The sequence below is a fragment of the Lysobacter alkalisoli genome, assembly GCF_006547045.1.
Lineage (GTDB): Bacteria > Pseudomonadota > Gammaproteobacteria > Xanthomonadales > Xanthomonadaceae > Marilutibacter > Marilutibacter alkalisoli.
In genome coordinates this window covers 1,011,247-1,030,152 of the sequence record NZ_CP041242.1, presented here as the reverse complement: position 1 = coordinate 1,030,152, position 18,906 = coordinate 1,011,247, and the positions used below count along the sequence as shown (strand labels likewise).

At 65.6% G+C, this 18,906-nt stretch carries 20 protein-coding genes; 5 read left to right on the top strand and 15 right to left on the bottom strand.

Going from position 1 to position 18,906, the window contains the following annotated elements:
- Window positions 1-39: 39 nt before the first annotated feature.
- From FKV23_RS04455 to FKV23_RS04440, 4 genes are read right to left on the bottom strand one after another with little or no spacing between them, the layout of a single operon-like run.
- Complete coding sequence (locus tag FKV23_RS04455) at window positions 40-594, bottom strand: pilus assembly PilX family protein (RefSeq protein WP_244244099.1); 555 nt, start codon at window positions 592-594, stop codon at window positions 40-42.
- A complete protein-coding gene (locus tag FKV23_RS04450; protein WP_141622772.1) occupies window positions 591-1,610 on the bottom strand; it encodes a prepilin-type N-terminal cleavage/methylation domain-containing protein in 1,020 nt (339 codons plus the stop codon). The genes FKV23_RS04455 and FKV23_RS04450 overlap by 4 nt, the downstream gene beginning before the upstream one ends.
- Window positions 1,607-2,089 (bottom strand): type IV pilus modification protein PilV, encoded by a 483-nt coding sequence (pilV, locus tag FKV23_RS04445; RefSeq protein ID WP_244244098.1) that lies wholly within the window; start codon window positions 2,087-2,089, stop codon window positions 1,607-1,609. The genes FKV23_RS04450 and pilV overlap by 4 nt, the downstream gene beginning before the upstream one ends.
- Before the next feature lie 8 nt (window positions 2,090-2,097).
- Window positions 2,098-2,673, bottom strand: coding sequence for a GspH/FimT family pseudopilin (locus tag FKV23_RS04440; protein WP_141622771.1), 576 nt, complete (start codon window positions 2,671-2,673; stop codon window positions 2,098-2,100).
- A gap of 146 nt (window positions 2,674-2,819) precedes the next feature.
- Here FKV23_RS04440 and FKV23_RS04435 point away from each other — a divergent pair, with 146 nt between their 5' ends.
- Window positions 2,820-3,836: a sensor histidine kinase gene (locus tag FKV23_RS04435; protein WP_141622770.1), complete on the top strand. Its 1,017-nt coding sequence runs from the start codon at window positions 2,820-2,822 to the stop codon at window positions 3,834-3,836.
- A gap of 129 nt (window positions 3,837-3,965) precedes the next feature.
- Here FKV23_RS04435 and ppnN read toward each other — a convergent pair whose 3' ends face one another.
- From ppnN to grxD, 5 genes are all read right to left on the bottom strand, one after another.
- A complete protein-coding gene (gene ppnN, locus FKV23_RS04430; RefSeq protein ID WP_141622769.1) occupies window positions 3,966-5,357 on the bottom strand; it encodes a nucleotide 5'-monophosphate nucleosidase PpnN in 1,392 nt (463 codons plus the stop codon).
- 110 nt (window positions 5,358-5,467) lie between these two features.
- On the bottom strand, window positions 5,468-8,734 hold the full coding sequence (locus tag FKV23_RS04425) for a TonB-dependent receptor (protein WP_141622768.1): 3,267 nt from the start codon (window positions 8,732-8,734) through the stop codon (window positions 5,468-5,470).
- 300 nt (window positions 8,735-9,034) lie between these two features.
- Complete coding sequence (locus FKV23_RS04420) at window positions 9,035-9,631, bottom strand: YhgN family NAAT transporter (protein ID WP_141622767.1); 597 nt, start codon at window positions 9,629-9,631, stop codon at window positions 9,035-9,037.
- Window positions 9,628-10,374: an SDR family NAD(P)-dependent oxidoreductase gene (locus tag FKV23_RS04415; RefSeq protein ID WP_141625039.1), complete on the bottom strand. Its 747-nt coding sequence runs from the start codon at window positions 10,372-10,374 to the stop codon at window positions 9,628-9,630. The genes FKV23_RS04420 and FKV23_RS04415 overlap by 4 nt, the downstream gene beginning before the upstream one ends.
- 26 nt (window positions 10,375-10,400) lie before the next feature.
- The gene (gene grxD / locus FKV23_RS04410) at window positions 10,401-10,736 is read right to left on the bottom strand and encodes a Grx4 family monothiol glutaredoxin (RefSeq protein ID WP_141622766.1); all 336 of its coding nucleotides are present in this window, start codon (window positions 10,734-10,736) and stop codon (window positions 10,401-10,403) included.
- Window positions 10,737-10,935: 199 nt separating this feature from the next.
- Between grxD and FKV23_RS04405 the strand changes: the two genes are divergently transcribed.
- Complete coding sequence (locus FKV23_RS04405; protein WP_141622765.1) at window positions 10,936-11,514, top strand: superoxide dismutase; 579 nt, start codon at window positions 10,936-10,938, stop codon at window positions 11,512-11,514.
- 335 nt (window positions 11,515-11,849) lie between these two features.
- Here the strand turns inward: FKV23_RS04405 and FKV23_RS04400 are convergent, their stop codons facing one another.
- Window positions 11,850-12,992, bottom strand: a complete 1,143-nt coding sequence (locus FKV23_RS04400; RefSeq protein ID WP_141622764.1) for a 5-(carboxyamino)imidazole ribonucleotide synthase — start codon at window positions 12,990-12,992, stop codon at window positions 11,850-11,852.
- Window positions 12,993-13,002: 10 nt separating this feature from the next.
- Window positions 13,003-13,521, bottom strand: a complete 519-nt coding sequence (gene purE, locus FKV23_RS04395) for a 5-(carboxyamino)imidazole ribonucleotide mutase (protein WP_141622763.1) — start codon at window positions 13,519-13,521, stop codon at window positions 13,003-13,005.
- A gap of 194 nt (window positions 13,522-13,715) precedes the next feature.
- On the opposite strand from purE, the gene FKV23_RS04390 reads away from it, so the two are divergent.
- From FKV23_RS04390 to FKV23_RS04380, 3 genes are read left to right on the top strand one after another with little or no spacing between them, the layout of a single operon-like run.
- Window positions 13,716-13,985 (top strand): Trm112 family protein, encoded by a 270-nt coding sequence (locus FKV23_RS04390; protein ID WP_141622762.1) that lies wholly within the window; start codon window positions 13,716-13,718, stop codon window positions 13,983-13,985.
- Between the two features lie 47 nt (window positions 13,986-14,032).
- Window positions 14,033-14,926 carry a carboxylating nicotinate-nucleotide diphosphorylase gene (gene nadC, locus FKV23_RS04385; RefSeq protein ID WP_141622761.1) on the top strand — a complete coding sequence of 298 codons (894 nt, stop codon included), beginning with the start codon at window positions 14,033-14,035 and terminating at the stop codon, window positions 14,924-14,926.
- A gap of 14 nt (window positions 14,927-14,940) precedes the next feature.
- Entirely contained in the window at window positions 14,941-15,267 is a 327-nt protein-coding gene (locus FKV23_RS04380; protein WP_141622760.1) for a DUF3301 domain-containing protein, read from the top strand.
- An 18-nt stretch (window positions 15,268-15,285) separates the two neighbouring features.
- Here the strand turns inward: FKV23_RS04380 and FKV23_RS04375 are convergent, their stop codons facing one another.
- From FKV23_RS04375 to FKV23_RS04360, 4 genes are all read right to left on the bottom strand, one after another.
- Complete coding sequence (locus FKV23_RS04375; RefSeq protein ID WP_167284956.1) at window positions 15,286-15,825, bottom strand: ClpXP protease specificity-enhancing factor; 540 nt, start codon at window positions 15,823-15,825, stop codon at window positions 15,286-15,288.
- 204 nt (window positions 15,826-16,029) lie between these two features.
- A complete protein-coding gene (locus FKV23_RS04370) occupies window positions 16,030-16,665 on the bottom strand; it encodes a glutathione S-transferase N-terminal domain-containing protein (RefSeq protein WP_141625037.1) in 636 nt (211 codons plus the stop codon).
- 212 nt (window positions 16,666-16,877) lie between these two features.
- Window positions 16,878-17,621 carry a cytochrome c1 gene (locus tag FKV23_RS04365; protein ID WP_407067667.1) on the bottom strand — a complete coding sequence of 248 codons (744 nt, stop codon included), beginning with the start codon at window positions 17,619-17,621 and terminating at the stop codon, window positions 16,878-16,880.
- Between the two features lie 25 nt (window positions 17,622-17,646).
- Complete coding sequence (locus FKV23_RS04360; protein ID WP_141622758.1) at window positions 17,647-18,906, bottom strand: cytochrome b; 1,260 nt, start codon at window positions 18,904-18,906, stop codon at window positions 17,647-17,649.

The window sequence follows — 18,906 nt, the reverse complement described above, 5'->3', positions numbered from 1 at the left end:
ATACTCCACAGCGACGCCTTTCAGGCGCCTGGGCATGAATCATTCGGGGGATGTGAAACTGCTTTGCAGCATGACCTCGGAACGGCCCGCGGCACGGGCACGCGCGGTGACTCGATAGCGTGGTCCCATGCAGCCCACCTGCATCGGCTCGGAGCGATCGCAGCCCACCCAGTTGGGGTACAAGCCGATGTATTCGATGAAGTATTCCGGCTGGACTTCCAGATCGCCCGACTTCACCGTGGCCGCGGCGACATAGGGCGGCGCAGCCTGATGCCAGCGATCCACCCAGTCATCTGCACCATCCGGGTTGGGCACGTCGCACAGGCCGGCGCCGCAAGTGGCGGTGTAGTCCCCACGGCGGGAATCGGCAGCGACCGCCTCGCCCTCGCGCAGGGCCGCCTCGGCCGCCTGGAACATCAGCGAACGGTCGTAGAGAGCCGCACTCATGCGCTCTTCCAGCAGAACCCCGCGCATGCTCGCCAATCCCAGCAGGGTCACGACCAGCAACAGGACCAGGACCATCACCAGGGCCACACCGCGCTGGGTGGACTGTCGGAAACCTTTGGCGCGCATGGCCGCATGACGCAGGTTCATGGATTACGCCCCCTCAAGGTGACCACGTGGGCGAGCTGGCGATTCAACGCATCCCCGTCGACGCCGGTGATCTCGCGGCTGCGCAGGGCGCCCTCGACGGCCTGCAGGTTCAGCCCGACACGAACGGCTGCGACATCGCTCCAGAGCGAAATACTGCTTGCCGTCCGATAGTCGTTACCGGGCTCCAGGTAGGTCAGTGTCATGTTCTGCACGCCTTCGGTGATCTCCTCGGCATCGCGGCCGGCGACCCTGCGATACAGCGAGCGGCCGCCGCGCGAGTTGTTGCCGATGTACCAGATGGCGGCATGAAGCTTGGCGACCACGGCGTTGTCGTCATACTGCTTGCCGTCCTTCGGTTTGTCCTTGCAGTCGGGATCGACCGGGAAGCTGAGCGCCTTGCAGGAATTGCCCCCAGAAGGCTCACCGCTGTTGCCGGTGTTGTGGCCGATATGCAGCACGGCACCACCCGGCGTCATCTCGAAGATGGTCGCCTGGGAGTAGTCGCAGATGATCAGCACATCGCCCGGCTCGAAACCGTGGTTGGCGGTGTTGACGTGGACCACGGCCGAAGACGGAACATGTTTGGTGACGGTGACGCCACCGCTGGCCGAGGAGCGCAGTTCGATCGCCTGCGTGCCGTTTACCCGCTGGCCAGCACCTGTGCCGAACGGCGCCAGTGCAGCCGCCATATTTCCTTCATAGCCACGCAGGCCGTCGCCCCAGTTGAAGGTGTCACCCGGCGTATTGAGCACGTTGGCGATGGGAATATTGTTGCCGCAGGCCGTCGACCCTGCTTCGCGAATATCGCGCGCCATCAGTTCGAAGGCGATGCGGCCGTTCTCCTGGATCCGTCCCAGGGTTTCGGTGGCGTTGTAGGTCTGCTTGTTGGACAGGAAGATCGAGCCGGCCGCGCCGACCACGATCAGGCCGAGCACCATGCCGACCATGAGTTCGATCAGGCTGACGCCGCGCTGGTAGCGGCGCTGGTTTGGGGAATAGTAAGCAGAATGAGTCATAGCCGGCTCGTGGTCTCGATGGACATGGCAGCAGCACCTGCAGTACCGCGGGATTCGTCCCAGGACACCGTGACCGTGCAGACATTGTCGCCGTCGCAGTCGATCGCCCCGCAGGCACTGCTGCCAACGGTCTGCCCCAGCGCACCGATCCAGAGGTTGAGATCGGCTTCCACCTGGCCGGCGCCAGCTACGGGTGCACAGGTCCTGCCACGGTCGTAGCTTCCCGCCCGCGCCGCGGAAACGTTGGCACGCATCGCATCCAGTATCGAATAGCTCTGGATCACTGCCTGGGTGCGCTCCATGGAACTCTGGCTGTTGCGCAGGGCCACCGTCTGCAAGGCCGCAATGCCAAGCAGGCCGACCGCCATGACCAGCACGGCCACCATGACCTCGATCAGAGAGGCGCCGTGTTGCCGACGTGCGCGAAAGTCCCGCGCTCGCGTCCGCAGCGCACGCAGGCGCGATGTCGTCTGTGTCATCTGCTTGCTCATGAGTTACCCACCTGGCCGGCACAGGAAGCCGAGGTCAAAGGCGGATCGACCGATACCCGGGCGCCAGAAACGGCAACGTGACGCGCGTTCTGCGTCGGTCGAGTGGTATTCGTGCAGACCTCGATCTTGCCGCTGAGAATGGTGCCCACTGAGCTCCCCTGTCGCGCAAGGCCGTCAGGCCGGAACACGATCGAGGTGCCGACATTGCTGCTGGCACGCACGGTGAGGCGGGAGTTGATTGCGACCTCACGCAGCACCGCATTGTCTGACGTGCGCATGACCGTCCTGCTCCAGTCCGAACCGCTGCAACTGGTGCCGTTTGTGGTGGGGCACAGGGTGACACGTGCATTGCGGCGAATGGCTTCCGACTTGGCGACCTGCAGGGCGGCTACGAACTCGTTGGTCCCCGAGACCAGGCGGTTGTGGTTGATCATCCCCTGGAAGTTCGGCGCGGCGATCGTCACCAGGATCGCCAACACCGCTAAAGTCACCCCCAGTTCGACCAAGGTGAAGCCGCCCGCCCTGACGCCGGATGCGGGAGGAGACATCGGTTTTGGTTTGCTGCGGGACATCGTCTGCGCCCTTATGCTCTTATGAGCCAAGACTACGAGCGTGCCGTCCACCCACACCAGCCAACACCGACGGACGGTGAATGCGGCGGAATCGGCGGCAGACTGGACTCACACCCATGCGAACCGGATCACCTTCCTGACCGCCGATGCCCCTGCACGAACGCCCACTGGAATTTCTCTGGCAGCCGCGCGCCCTGACTGGACTGGCTCTGTCCGGCATCGGCCTGGCCCTTGTATTGACACTGACGCCGGCGGATATCGGCGACCGTCTGGTCTTCTTCGGCCTGGCCGCGCTCGGGATCATGTGGGTCATCCTGCTGACTCTGACCGGTCTGTACCTGGCCCGGCACAGGTTGGATCGATTGCAGCCGGTCCAGATTGCCTGGGTGGCACTGGGACTGTGGCTGCTCTCGACCTGGCTCCTCGCCGGTGCCGCCTGGCTGGCCTGGCCGGGCGGCATGACCCTGCCGGAAGCCCTGCGCATCGCCGCGCTGCTCACTCTGCTCGCATTGACGGTGGGACTGTTGGGCATCGCCGCATTCCAGAGCCACTGGCGAAACCGCACGCTGGGCCTGCGCGCACGCCAGGCCGAACTGGAAGCCCTGCAGGCGCGCATCCGGCCGCATTTCCTGTTCAACACACTCAACACCGGCGCGGCGCTGGTGCACCAGCAGCCGGAGGCAGTCGAGCAATTGCTGTTGGACTTGTCGGACCTGTTCCGCGCGGCATTGGCGGGACCGCACCAGGTCTCACTGGAGGACGAACTGGGGCTGGCGCGGCGCTACCTGGAGATCGAGTCGCTGCGGTTTCGCTCGCGGCTCGAGGTCGAGTGGAAGCTTCCGCGTGAGATACCCGACGTGACGGTGCCGGCCCTGACCGTGCAGCCGTTGGTGGAGAACGCGATCCGACACGGCATCGAGCGTCGGCCGGAAGGCGGCCGGGTCGAGATAGTGGTGTCGACGACGCCGGAAATGGTGATCGTCCGCATCAGCAACCCGTTGCCGCCGGAAGGCCTGGCTTCACGGCCGGGGCACCAGGTGGGGTTGAACGCATCGCAGGTGCGGATCGAGGCGCTGACCGACGGGCGTGGCAGCGTGCTGACCCAGCGGGAAAACGGGCGGTTCGTCGCAACAGTGCGGTTGCCGCTGTCCGGGGAGGGCTGAGGAGGCCTTTGGCCTGCCTGTTTGCCCTCACCCCAACCCCTCTCCCGCAAGCGGGCGAGGGGCTTTGAAAGCGACCGGCTGCCTATAACCCCAATCCCGCTTGCGGGAGAGGGGTTGGGGTGAGGGCCGTCAAACCACCACGCGGTAGCAGGGCTTGTACTCCCCTTCGATCTTCATCCGCCGCTGTTCGACGAAGGCTCGCAGCAGGGCATCGAGTGATTGCATCATCTCCGGATCGCCGTGGATCTCGAACGGGCCGTGTTCGTCGATGCGGCGCATGCCGTCTTCCTTGACGTTGCCGGCGACGATGCCGGAGAACGCGCGCCGAAGGTCGGCGGCCAGTTCGTGCGGCTTGCGGCCCTTGTGCAGGTCGAGCGCGGCCATCGCCTCGTGGCTCGGCACGAACGGCTGCTGGAACGCCAGCGGGATGCCGATCGACCAGTTGAAGAAGAACGAGTCCTTGTGTTCGATACGGTACGAGCGGACCTTGCGGATGCCGGCGATCATCTTCCTGGCCACCTCGGCCGGATCGTCGATGATGATCTCGTAGCGCGAGGTCGCGGCCTCGCCCAGGGTCAGGCGGATGAACCTGTCGATCTGCTCGAAGTACGGCGCCGAGGCGGCCGGGCCGGTGAAGATCAGCGGGAACGGCAGTTCGGCGTTCTCCTCGCGCAACAGGATACCGAGCAGGTAGAGGATTTCTTCGGCCGTGCCGACACCACCCGGGAACACGATGATGCCGTGGCCGATGCGGACGAACGCCTCCAGGCGCTTCTCGATGTCCGGCATGATCACCAGGTGGTTCACGATCGGGTTCGGCGATTCGGCGGCGATGATGCCCGGCTCGGTCACGCCGATGTAACGCGGATGACGGCTGCGCTGCTTGGCATGGGCGACGTTGGCGCCCTTCATCGGCCCCTTCATCGCGCCCGGGCCGCAGCCGGTGCAGATGTCCAGCCCGCGCAGGCCGAGCTGGTAACCGACGTGCTTGGTGTAGTCATACTCCATGCGCGAGATGGAGTGACCGCCCCAGCACACCACCAGGTTCGGGTCGGCCGGTTCGAGGATGCGGGCATTGCGAAGCAGACCGAACACGGCATCGGTGATGCCCTCGGTGCTTTCCAGGTCGCGGCCACCGTCGTCGCCCAGTTCGATCGCACGGAACGCGAGATCACGGACCACAGCGAACAACAGCTCGGCCACGCCGCGGATGATCTCGCCGTCGACGAAGGCCATCGCCGGCGCGTTGCTCAGGTCCAGTCGCATGCCACGGTCCTGCTGGTGGACCTGGATGTCGAAGTCGGGATATTGCGCCTGCGCCGCACGCGGATCGTCCGCGATGCTGCCGGTGGTCAGCACCGCCAGCGCGCAGCGGCGCAGCAGGTCGTGCATGCCGGTGGAGGCGTCGCGCAGGCGTGCGACCTCGTCGCGCGACAACACGTCGAGACCGCCACTGGGGTAAATGCGGGCATTGACGGTGGGGTATACGGCGCCACTCGCCGCACTGGAGGCCTTGCTCATTCTTTCCTTCTCTTCTTTCGTCATAGCCTTGCGACTCTAGCGCAGCTGCTCCCACAAAAGAACGGCCGGGGTTGCCCCCAGCCGTTTCGTGTACTGCATTGGCAGATCGGTCAGAACCGGTAGTGCAGGGTTGCCTGCAACGCCCAGCGCGACTGTCCGGTGTTGTCGTACAGGAACTCGCCGTCGACGCCGGTGTAGTTGTACTTGTACTTGCCGGTCGCCTCGTCGATGCCGTCGAACTCGGCCACGCGGCGTCGGAACGGGAAGCCGACCTCCTCGATCCGGCCCCAGTCCTTGTTCAGCAGGTTGCCGATGTTCATGACGTCGAAGGTGATCTCGGCCTTGTGGCCGGTAAAGAAGCCCGGCAGTTCCTGCGAAATGCGCAGGTCGAAGGTGTTGACCCAGGACGAGGTGCCGGAGTTGCGATCGACCACGCGCCCGCGGTAGCGGGCCAGTTCCGGGGTCCGGGCCAGCATCTCGAAGAACGCCGCTTCCTGGGCGGCATCGCGGAAGATCACGTCGCCGGGGCCGTTGGGCACGTAGAACAGATCGTTGACGTAACCATCGCCGTTGGCATCGTTGCGGAAGCCCCAGCTGTACGGACGACCGCTGCGGCCTTCATAGATCAGGCCGACCTTGGTCCTGTTGTCGCCGAAGAAGGCCTTCTGCCAGTTCAGCACGCCGATGAAGCGGTCGCGGATCTCGTAGTTCGAACGCGATGCGACGTCCTCGTTCGGGTTGTAGACCATGCGACCGTTCCAGTTGGAGATCGCGCGCGAGCTGGTCAGCGGGCTGACTTCACTGGCCTTGGTAAAGGTATAGGCAGCGGTCCAGGCCCAGTTCTCGGTCATCGGCTTGTCGAGGCTCAAGGTGAGCTGCTGCGTATGGCCCTTGCTGGTGTTCTTGAGCAGGATCACACCGTCGTTGTGCCAGCCGGTGACGCTCTCATAGCCGGCCGGCAACTGGCCGGCGTCGATCAACTCCTGGATTTCCTTGCTGCCGTTGGCACGGACACCGCTACGGGTGTACGGGTTGCCCCAGTACATCTCGCGACCGTCCGGCATGAACCCGGTCGGTGCGCCCAGATCCAGGCGCTCGAAATGCAGGCCATCCTTGACCTTGGTCAGCAGCAGCTCCGCCGAGGCGACCATGCCGAACCACGGCAGCTCGCGCTCGAACGCGAGGTTGGTCTTCCAGACCGACGGCTGGCGCATGCCGTCGTCCATCAGGTTGACCATCATCTGGAAACCGGCGGCCGGCGGCGGCGTGGTCGGATTGTCCGGATCCATGGTCACCGGCAGCGAGGCCCAGATCGCCTCGCGCTCGGCATCGGTCATGTCCGGATCGATCTGCTGGTTGTAGCCGATCAGGCCGAAGCCCGCGTTCTGGTAGGAGTTGCCGATCCAGACATTGGCCGCCGCACCCTGGAACAGGCCGAAGCCGCCGCGCAGCTGGGTCGGGCGGTCGCTGTCGAAGGTGTAGTTGAAGCCGAAGCGCGGCTGGACCAGGTTGTTGCCGTCCAGGGTCTTGCGGTTGTCGCGCCCGTAGATCTCCTGCACCAGCAGGTTGTGGGTGCCGACGTCATCCATCGACGGGATGTCGACGCGCAGGCCGAACATCAGGTTCAGGTTGTAGTTGACCGCCCAGGTGTCCTGCACGTACAGGCCCAGGTTGTCGTGCTTGTAGTTCATGGTGATGCTTTCGAACGGCATCCCCGGCACCGGCGCATTCAGGCGGTACTGCCAGTACTCTCCGTCGCGGAAGTGGCGGGTGCTGGCGAACGAGTAGGCGCCGAAGATGTTCTGCGCGAACAGGTTGAAGACGTCGTTCGACTCCCAATCGAAGCCGAACTTGAGGGTGTGGTCGCCCATGTACCAATGGGCCAGGCCGAGCGCATTGGTGGTCTTGGTGCCCACCTGGTTGCCGTGGCGGAACTCGTCGGCACCGAAGTTCAGGGTCGGGGTCCGCGGTTCGTCACGGTCGCCGGTCAGGTCGCCGAAGCCGATGCTGACCGCCGGCATCCGCGATTCGATCGTGCTCAGCGAGTCGTACTTGCGATGACCGACCTTGAACTCGGTCGAGAAATTGTCGCTCCAGTCGCTGAACAGCTGGGCGACGGTGGTCTCGACGTTCTTGTTGACCGTGTACCAGCGGGTGCTCAGGCCGATTGAGCTGGCGCCGGAACCGGACAGGAACGGCTGCGCCTGTTCGACCTTGGAATAGCGCAGCGAGGCGCGGTGGTTGTCGTTGATGTTCCAGTCGATCTTGGCGGCGTATTCCTCGAGCTTCTCGTTGATGCTGTCGGGCGTCTCGTCGTTGCCGATATCGATACCGTAGACGTCACGCGCGATCTGCCGCACCTCGGCGATCTCGTCCGGATGGATGTTGACGATATTGGAGGCGCCCGAGCCGATCGGACCGAACGAGGCCCCCGGGGTGGAGCGCTCGAACTTCTCGTAGTTCACGAAGAAGAACAGCTTGTCCTTGACGAGCGGGCCGCCGAGGGTGGCGCCGTAGGTCAGCTCGTCCTTGAAACCCGAGAACTTGGAGCCGTCGGTGTTCTTGCGGATCATGCTGTTGTCGCGGTAGGCGCCATAGACGCTGCCGTGGAACTCGTTGGTACCCGACTTGGTGACGGCATCGACCACTGCACCGGTGGCACCGGTGATGGTGGTGTCGTAGTTGGACAGGTCGACGCGGATCTGTTCGATCGCGTCCATCGACACCGGCTGGCGGAAGGTCGGCAGGTTGTTCGCTTCCAGGCCGAAGGTGTCGTTGATGGTGACGCCATCGACGCGGATCGCATTGAAGCGCGTGTTCTGGCCGCCGGCCGAGATCTCGCCACGGCCCTTGTCGGTCTGCGCGATACGCGGATCGAGGCGAACGTAGTCCTGGATGTTGCGCTGGACCGAAGGCAGCCCTTCGAGCTGCTGCTGGGAGACGTTGGTGCCCGCACCCATCTTGTCGGCACTGAACACTTCCGAGCCGCCCATCGCAACCGCCATGACCGACTCCAGCGTGGTCACGTCGCCGCGCAGGGTCGCGTCCACCTGGGTAACGTTGCTGAGGGTCAGGAATACGTTGTCGCGGGAGTCGGTGCCTTCACCAGCCTTGCTTACGGTCACGTTGTAAGGGCCGCCCACGCGCAGACCGCGCGCGTTGTAGCGGCCATTGGCATCAGTGGTCGCACGACTGACCGTGCCCGACTCGGCGTGGACGATGGTGATCTCGGCGCCTGCGACCGGCTGGCCATCAGCGCCCACGACACGACCGCCGACGCCGGCGGAAGTCTGTTGTGCGAATGCGGGGGCGGTGGCAAGGACGGCGAGCAGGCCAAGCGTGAGCCTGGACAGTCGGACACGGTTCGAATGGGTCATGGGAGATGGCCTCGGTGCGTGGGAATACGTGGCAATTGCCGTCGATACGGCAAGGCCGCATCGGCAAGGTGTGCTGCGATGAACCCCTCCGACGTGGCAATACGCCGCCGTCGGGTTAACATCAGTTTAACAGACTAAAAAGCCGATGTGACAAGGGTGTGACGACCGTCAACGGAAGGTCGCATGCGCCCTGGCGGGGCGACGGATTCTGCCGGCATTGGAAGTCAGGAATGTGACGACCGCCACGAGCCCCGGCACGGAGCCGGTCCGCCCGTGCGTCGCATGGCCCGTCTCGGCCGGTCAGGGCGGCGAAATCTGCAGGTAGGTGCCAAGCCCGTCGAGGAACATCTGCACCGAGATCGCCACCAGCAACATGCCCATCAACCGCTCGATCGCGGTCAGGGCACGGCGGCCGAGCAGCTTGTACAGCAAGGTGGCCGAGAACAGGATCACCGCGGTCGCGCCCCAGGCGATCAGCAGGGCGATGCTCCAGTCGGCAAGCCGGGCCGGCTCATTGCTGCCCATCAGCATCACCGCGGCCATGCCGGAAGGCCCGGCGACCAGCGGGATCGCCATCGGCACGATGAAGGGTTCGCCGTCGGGCAATTCACCCATCAGGCCTTCCGGCGGCGGGAAGATCATCCGGATGCCGATCAGGAACAGCACGATGCCGCCGGCGATCGATACCGACTCCTGGCGCAGGTGCATCAGCTCGAGTGCGTACTTGCCGCCCCACAGGAACAGCATCAGCACCGCCAGTGCGATCAGAAGCTCGCGCGCCAGCACGATCCGCTGCCGGCGCGGCGGCAGGCTGCGCAGCAGGCTGAGGAAGATCGGGATGTTGCCCAGCGGGTCCAGGATCAGGAACAGCAGCAGGGCAGCGGCGGCAATGGTCATGGCGTCCAGACCTGTCCGCGATGGGCAGCTCCGGCGGACGATAGCAGGGTCACGCAGGCGGCGGCGTATCCGGCCGGGTCGCGGGCCTGGCCACCGGCGTCGTCGGCATAGGCGCGCGAGCGCAGCGGGGTGCGCATCGGCCCCGGCTGCAGGCCGCTGATCCGGACCGGGCCATTGGCCAGCTCATGGTGCAGCATGCCGATCATCGCCGCCTGGCCGTGCTGGGCAATGCCGTAGCCGCCCCAGTAGGCCTGGCCGACCCGGGCCGGGTCGTCGATGACGAACACCACGGCCGCGTCCTCCGCTTTCGACAGCAGCGGCAGGCAGGCCTGGGTCAGCCACCAGCGCGCGGTCAGGTCGACATGGATCGCCCGCGCGAACGCCGCCGGATCGGTCTGCGCCAGCGGAGTCAGGCCACGGAACTCGGCCGCGCAGTGCAGCACGCCATCGAGCCGGCCCAGTTCGCCCTCGATGCGGGCGGCCATCTCGGCATGGTCGTCGGCCGAGGCGCCCTCAAGGTCGAGCGGGTACAACAACGGCTCCGGGCCAACCGCAGCCACCGCGTCATGGACACGGTTGAGCTTGGGCACCTTGCGGCCCAGCAGGATCACGGTGGCGCCCGCTTGCGCACAGGCCTGTGCGGCGGCGGCACCGAGGCCGCCGTGGGCACCGGTGATCAGGACGACACGTCCCTCAAGAACAGGTCCCTCAAGAGCAGACCCTTCAGGAGCAGTCCCCGCCAGGGCCGGCTTCTCCGGTGTCGCCGCGCTCACGGGGTCGCAATCTTGGCCGGTTGGATCTCGCTGATCATGCGCGCCAGCTCGCCGGATTCGAACAGCTCCAGGGTGATGTCGCAGCCGCCGATCAGCTCACCGTTGATGAACAGCTGCGGGAAGGTCGGCCAGTTGGAAAAGCGCGGCAGGTTGGCGCGGACATCCGGGTCCTCTAGCACGTTGACGGTATGCAGTTCGGTTGCGCCGGCTTCCTTCAGCGCCTGCACGGCGCGACTGGAAAAGCCGCACATCGGGAACTGCGGAGTCCCCTTCATGAACAACACGATCGGGTGGCCTTCAACCTCGGTCTGGATCCGCTCAAGCACGGACATGGAATGCTCCTGGGATGGCCCGTTGCGCGAACGGACCGGAATTGACGGCCCGACAACAGGACGTGGGGATACAATCGCGCATTGTAATCCCTCACCGAGTCCCCGACGCAGCTACACCGGCTGCCACCGACGGCCTCCCTTCAGCCACGCTTCCGGAACCACACCCCGGAGCAATAAACCCAGCCACAAGGAGCCCCCAATGGCGATTGAACTGCCTGCCCTCCCCTACGACCGCAGCGCGCTGGAACCTCATATTTCCGGCGAGACCATCGACTTCCACTACGGCAAGCATCACAAGACCTATGTCGACAACCTCAACAAGATGATCGAGGGCACCGAGTTCGCCGACATGCCGCTGGAGGACATCATCCGCAAGTCGCAGGGCGGGATGTTCAACAACGCCGCTCAGATCTGGAACCACACCTTCTACTGGAACTGTCTGTCCCCGAATGGCGGCGGCGAGCCGACCGGCAAGCTGCTGGATGCCATCAACAAGGCGTTCGGCGACTTCGCCACCTTCAAGGAGGAGTTCACCAAGACCGCGGTGACCACCTTCGGCTCCGGTTGGGGCTGGCTGGTGCAGCGCCCTGACGGCTCGCTGGCGCTGGCCAGCACCTCCAACGCCGCCACCCCGCTGACCGGCGACGACACTCCGCTGCTGACCTGCGACGTGTGGGAGCACGCCTACTACATCGACTACCGCAACGCCCGGCCCAAGTACGTCGAGTCGTTCTGGAACCTGGTCAACTGGGACTTCGTCGCTTCGCAGATGAAGTGACGCAATGGCACGTCCGCGTATCGAACGCGGTCGCCTTTGCCATTGAGTCATCCCGGCGAAAGCCGGGCTCCATGCAGGACATGCAAACGGCCGGGGCGACCCGGCCGTTTTTCATGGTTCGTCCATCTTCGCAGGGATATCGACTTCGTTCGACCTGGAAGAATTGTTTTTCCTGTAAGCGCCGACGGCCTGTCCAGAAGCCGGAGCCCATGGGGTTTGCGGGACCTTCGGAGGCAGGACGCCGACGATGAGCTTACATGGACGTACTTGCAGCGTGTCCCGCAAACCCCATGGGCTCCGGCTTCCCCACGAACACCCCCCGCGACTTCGTTCTTTCAGCCGCGCAGGCGCTCGATCACCGGCGCCACCTGCGCTTCGCGCCCCAGTGCCACGCCAACGCGCTGCAGCGCCTCGGCCAGCACCTCCTGCGTATCCGCGCGCAACGTCGCATGACCGACCTTGCGGCCCACGCGCGGCGACTTGCCGTAGTCGTGCCAGTGACCGCCAGGCTCGTCGAGCACCGGCAGCGCATCGGGCATCGCGCCGATCCAGTTGAGCATGCAGGCCTGTCCCAGCATGCGGGTGTCGCCCAGTGGCAGGCCGAGCACGGCGCGCAGATGGTTCTGGAACTGGCTGGTCTCGCTGCCTTCAAGGGTCCAGTGACCGGAGTTGTGCACGCGCGGAGCGAGTTCGTTGGCGAGCAGTTCGCCGTCACGGCAGAACAGCTCTAGAGCGAACACGCCGACGTAGTCGAGCGCCTCGGCCAGCTTGCGTGCATGGTCGACCGCTCTGGCGATCAATGCATCGTCGGCCGTGGCCGGCGCAAGGCTGGCCGACAGCACGCCGTCGACATGCCAGTTCTCGGTCAGCGGCCAGGTGCGGAACTCGCCCTCGCGACTGCGCACTGCCACCACCGAAAGCTCGCGTTCGAAAGCAACGAAGCCCTCGACGATCAGGCCGACGGTGGTCGCTTGCGCACCGAGCGCATCCCAGGCCGCATCCAGATCGGCCGGCGATTTGATCCGGAACTGGCCCTTGCCGTCGTAGCCGAGGCGGCGGGTCTTGAGGATGCACGGCGTACCGACCTCTGCGATCGCCGCCTGCAGCGCCGCGCGGCTGTCGACCGCGGCGAATGCGGGTACCGGGATGTCGAGTTCGCGGAACAGGGTCTTCTCGGCCAGGCGGTCCTGGGCCATGGCCAGCGCGCGCGGGTTCGGGAACACCGGAATCCGCCCGGCCAGCCATTCGGCCGACTCGGCCGGGACGTTCTCGAAGTCGAAGGTGGCGACATCGACCCTGGACGCGAATTCCGTCAGCGCGGCCTCGTCGCGGTAGTCGCCGACAACCATCGGCGCGAACTGGCCGGCGCAGGCATCGGCGGCGGTATCCATCACCAGGAAGCGCAAGCCGAGCGGCGCACCGGCCAGGGCCATCATGCGGGCGAGCTGGCCGCCGCCGAGAATTCCTACCGTGGTCATGGCGTGCCGGTCATTTCCGCGGGTCGTCGTTGGCGGCGACGTCGTCGGTCTGCTTCTGCCGGAACGCCTCCAGTGCCGCGCCGATTGCCGGATGCTCGGCGGCCAGCATCGCCGTGGCGAACAGCGCGGCATTGGCGGCACCGGCATTGCCGATCGCGAAGGTGGCCACCGGGATGCCGGCCGGCATCTGCACGATCGACAGCAGCGAGTCCATTCCGTTGAGCGCCTTGCTCTGCACCGGCACGCCCAGCACCGGCACCAGGGTCTTGGCGGCGAGCATGCCCGGCAGGTGGGCGGCGCCGCCTGCACCGGCGATGATCGCGCGCAGGCCGCGCGACTTCGCGCTGGCGGCGTATTCGAACAGCGCGTCCGGGGTGCGATGCGCGGACACCACTCGCACTTCGTGCGGCACGCCCAGCAACTCGAGCCGCGCGGCAGCGTGCTGCATGGTTTCCCAGTCGGATCGCGATCCCATCACGATGCCCACCAGTGGTGCGGCGTCAGCCGCGACCTCAGAACCTGTTTTCATGTGTTGGCCCAACGTCGGAACATGAATCAAAGCAGGCTATTCTAGGCCCTGTTGCCCCCCTCCCGATAGGAAGCGGGTAGTCGTTCCCGTCAAAGCGGGAACCCGGCGCCTTGGAGCCCACAAGATAGGACGCCGGATTCCCGCCTTGGCGGGAATGGCGAACCAGCCCCGCCCCATTACTGCCCTGGAACATCATGGACCGCAAACTGCTCGACCTCCTCGTCTGCCCGACCACCCGCCAGCCACTGTCGCTGCTTGACGCCGCGGGCCTGAAGACGCTCAACACGGCGATCGCGGCCGGCAGCGTCGCCCGCGGCGACGGCGGTCCGCAGGCCGAAGCGCTGGTCGAGGCCCTGGTCACCCGCGACCGCAAGACGGTGTACCGGATCGACGATGGCATCCCGGTGCTGTTGGCCGAGGAGGCCCTTGATACCTCCCGGCTCGACGGCTTCGGCGCACCGTGAGCACGCCGCCTGCCAACGTGCCGTCTACAAGCGCGCCGTCTGCAAGCATGCCATCCACAAGCCCGCCGTCCGGAGGCCCGTCGATCGCCCCGCCCCCCGCCGGGCAGGTCGAGGCCGATGTGGCCGCGGCGTTGGCCGAGGATGTCGGCAGCGGCGACGTCACCGCCGCCCTGCTGCCCGACGCAGCCGACAGCGCCTACCTGCTATGCAAGGAGGACGCGGTGATCTGCGGACGGCCGTGGTTCGATGCCTGCCATCGCGCGCTGGATCCGGATGTCCGGATCGACTGGCGCGTGGCCGAGGGAGACCGGGTCGCGGCCGGCACCGTACTGGCGACTCTGCAGGGACGCAGCCGCGCGCTGGTCACCGCCGAACGCACGTCGCTGAACTTCATGCAGACCCTGTCCGGCACCGCCACCGTTACCGCCGCTCATGTCGAGGCGGTACGCGGAACCGGTACCGGCATCCTCGACACCCGCAAGACCTTGCCCGGCCTGCGCGTGGCGCAGAAGTACGCGGTCCGGGTCGGCGGCGGGCACAACCATCGCATGGGCCTCTTCGACCAGGTCATGCTGAAGGAGAACCACGTCCGCGCCGCCGGCTCGCTGGCCGCGGCGATCGGCGCCGCGCGCGCGATGCATCCAGCGCTGCCGCTGATCGTCGAGGTCGAAAACCTGGATGAACTGCGTGAAGCACTGGCTGCCGGCTGCGACCGGATCCTGATCGACGATTTCGACCCGGACATGCGCCGCGAAGCCGTCGCGATCGCGCGAGGCGCGCCGTTCGATAGCCGCATCCCGCTGGAAGTCTCCGGCGGTGTCGACCTGGAAGGCCTGCGTGAGATCGCCGCCGACGGCGTCGACTTCATTTCGATCGGCGGGCTGACCAAGCACGTGCACGCGATCGACCTGTCGCTCAAGCTCGGCCCGCCCCCGGCCTGAAGGTAACCGCCGCCATGCCCACCGCAATCCTGCTCATGATCCTCGGCGCCTTCGGCTATGCCTGGTGGAACGCCGGCCGCGCTGCGGCCGAACGTGCCGAACAATTCGGCCGCGAGGCCTGCCGGACTGCCGGAGTGCAGTGGCTGGACCAGACCGTGCATGTGGTCGCGATGCGCCTGTGCCGGCACGAAAACGGTTGGCTGGGCCTGGAGCGCACGTTCCGCTTCGACTACTCACTCAACGGCCACGACCGCCACATCGGGCGGCTGACCCTGCGTGGCGACCGGATGGTGATGTTCAGCGGACCGGTGATGCCCTCTGCACGGGAGATCGAGGGCTGATGTGAGGGCGGCTTCCAGTCACTTCACGATACGCAGATGCCCGGTACGGCGGGGCGTGCTGGGCGGCCCGTCGTCGTCTCCGTCGGGCGATTGCGCGCCCGGCACTGCACTCAGCGGCGGTGTCGCGACTGGCTCGCCGGCATCGCCGGGGACCGCATCGATGCCGGCCTCGACCCCGGCCTCTCCAGAATCGCCTTCATGCTCTTCAGGCACCGCATCCGGCACCGGACTGTCGTCCGGCAGGGCCATGCCCTGGCCGGTCTCACGGGAATAGATCGCCAGCACGGCTTCCACTGGCACGGCCACGGCCTGGCTGACCCCGCCGAAGCGGGCGCTGAAGCGGATCAGCTCATTGCCCATTTCCAGTTGTGTCACCGCGCGCTGGGCCACGTTGAGCACGATCCGGCCCTCCTGGACCGCATGTTGCGGCACCTGCACGCCGGCGCGGGTGGCATCCACCAGCAGGTGCGGGGTCATGCCGTTGTCGGCGATCCATTCGTACAGCGCACGCAGCAGGTACGGGCGGTGGCTGGTCATGCCGTGGGTGTCATTGCTCATTTCAAACCGCGTTATGCGTTGCGTCGATGGATCGGGAGATGGGTCTACTTTGCGGTCCGCACCGGGCCCTGTCGAGGGCGCAGTCCGCATTGCGCCTGTTCATCTGCAGCAGCATCCGGCAATCACGCCAGGCCGCCATGAAAACCGGGCCCCGGCGTGGACTCACACCAGGGCCCGTCTCGACAGTCGATGCGGCAGTTCGCGTCAGATCGGCAATTCGTTGAGCTTGCGCTCGTCATCGCTCAGGCTGCGGGCGAAGCCCGGGCTGCGGAAGATCCGGTTGCCGTAGTCCTCGATCGCCTTGCCGTCCTTGGGCAGCGGCACGCCGAGTGTGGGCAGACGCCAGACGATTGGCGCCATGGCGCAGTCGGCCAGGCTCATTTCCGGATTGAGGAAGAACTTGCTGGCCTTGAACAGCGGCACCGAAGCGGTCAGCAGCTCCTTCAGCCGCTTGCGGCCGGCATCGGCCTGGGCCTTGTTGCCGAGCTGGATCGCCTGCACCTGCGGTACCCAATCGTGCTCCAGCCTCAGCATCGCCAGGCGCAGGCGCGCGCGCGACAGCGGATCGACCGGCATCAGCGGCGGGTGTGGATAGCGCTCGTCGAGGTATTCGCTGACCACGCTGGCGGCGTACAGCACCAGCTCGCGTTCGACCAGGGTCGGCACCGAATGGTAGGGATTGAGGTCGACGAGATCTTCGGGCGGGTTCTGCGGATCGACCGGGACAAGGTCGTAGGTCACGCCCTTCGCAGCCAGCACCAGCCGGACCCGGTGGCACAGGACGCAATCGGTCGAGGAGAACAGTGTCAGTGTATTTCGCATACGTGGGCTCGCCGCCATCATCGGCCTCTCCGGAAACCGGGCCGATGATCGCGCTCCGGTCATGAAAACGCCGTCCACCCCTTGTGGACGGTCGTCATGCTCCCCGAGCCTGCCTGTTCAGCGCGTATCCGTAAAGTGTCCAGGACACGCGCCGGGCCCTGGCGCTCATGGCGGCCCTTGCCAAGGCAGCCCGGCAACCGCCGGGGCACCATGAAGACACCGCCGGCGGCTTACTTCACGTCGCGCCAGAACTCCGTCTTCAACAGCCATGCCAGGAAGGTGAACACGACCAGGAACAGGATCACCCAGACGCCGATCTTCTGGCGCTTGAGGGCGGCCGGCTCGCCGGCGTACTCGAGGAAAGTGGTGATATCGCGCGCTGCCTGGTTGAAGCCGGCACTATCGAGCTGACCGGCCTGGGTGACCTTGAGGGCCGTCACCGGGCGCTCGCCGAGCGCGTCCAGCTCGCCGAACTCGGCATGCTGCAGGCCCTGCAGCTCCCACAGCGGGTTCGGCATCGACGCATTCGGGAACAGGGTGTTGTTCCAGCCCAGCGGACGCGACTCGTCGAGGTAGAACGACTTCAGATAGGTGTAGATCCAGTCGCTGCCACGCGAGCGCGAGACCAGGCTCAGGTCCGGCGGCACCTGGCCGAACCATCCGGTGGACTGCTCGGCAGGCATGCTGGCGACGATGTGTTCGCCGAACTGGGCGCCGGTGAAGTTGAGGTTCTCCATCACCTCGTCCTCGCTCAGGCCCAGGTCCTCGGCCATTCGCGAGTAGCGCAGGTACTTGAGCGAATGGCAGCCCGAGCAGTAGTTCATGTACAGCTGGGCGCCACGCTGCAGCGAGGCACGGTCGCCAAGATCGACGCCCGCCTGCTGCAGATCGGCGTTCCCGCCGGCCGCGAGGGCGCTGCCAGAAACCAGCAGCGCGGAGGCAACGAGTGCGAGCTTCTTCAGGATACGCATCATCTGGAAGGAATAGACCTGGGTCATGTCAGTCATGCATCGTCACCCGTTCCGGCACCGGTTTGGTCCTGTCCAGCTTGGTCCAGACCGGCATGGTGATGAAGAAAGCGAAGTAGAAGAAGGTCAGCACACGACCGACGATGGTCTCGACCGGGTCAGTGCCAGGACCGGCGCCGATCTTGCCCAGCCAGATGAAGCTGAAGGCGAAGGCCAGCAGCATCAGCCAGGAGAACAGGCCGCGGTAGCGGTAGGACTTGACCTTGGCCTTGTCCAGCCACGGCACCAGGAACAGGATCGCGATCGCCGCGAACATCACGATCACGCCGAACAGCTTGTCCGGCACCACCCGCAACATCGCGTAGTACGGGGTGTAGTACCAGACCGGCTTGATGTGCTCCGGGGTGACCAGGCGATTGGCCTCGACGAAGTTGTCGTGCTCCAGGAACCAGCCGCCGAAGGCCGGGGCAAAGAAGATGATGAAGGCGGCAATGATCAGGAAGAAGCCGGTGCCGAACAGGTCCTTGACCGTGTAGTACGGATGGAACGGGATGCCGTCGGCCGGCTTGTTGGCGTCCCAGCGGTTGCCCTTCGGACCCTTCTTGATGTCGACGCCGTCGGGGTTGTTGGAGCCGACCTCGTGCAACGCGCCCAGGTGCAGCACGACCAGCAGCAGCAGCACCAGCGGCAGCGCGATCACGTGCAGGGCGAAGAAGCGGTTGAGGGTGGCATCGCCGGGCAGGTAGTCGCCCATGATCCATTCGACCAGGCCGTTGCCGATCACCGGGATCGCGCCGAACAGCGAGATGATCACCTTGGCGCCCCAGAACGACATCTGGCCCCACGGCAGCACATAGCCCATGAAGGCCTCGGCCATCAGCACCAGGTAGATCAGCATGCCGAGGATCCACACCAGTTCGCGCGGCTTCTGGTACGAGCCGTACATCAGGCCGCGGAACATGTGCAGGTAGACGACGATGAAGAACAGCGATGCGCCGGTGGAGTGCATGTAGCGGATCAGCCAGCCCCACTCGACGTCGCGCATGATGTACTCGACCGAGGCGAAGGCTTCCTCCGCGCTCGGCTTGAAGTGCATCGTCAGGAAGATGCCGGTGACGATCTGGTTGACCAGCACCAGCAGGGCCAGCGAGCCGAAGTAGTACCAGACGTTGAAATTCTTCGGCGCGTAGTACTCGGTCATGTGCTTGCGGTACGCCGGCATCATGCCGGGCGCGCGCTCATTGACCCAGTCCATCACGTTGGTGGCGGTACGGGAGATGATGTTCGACAT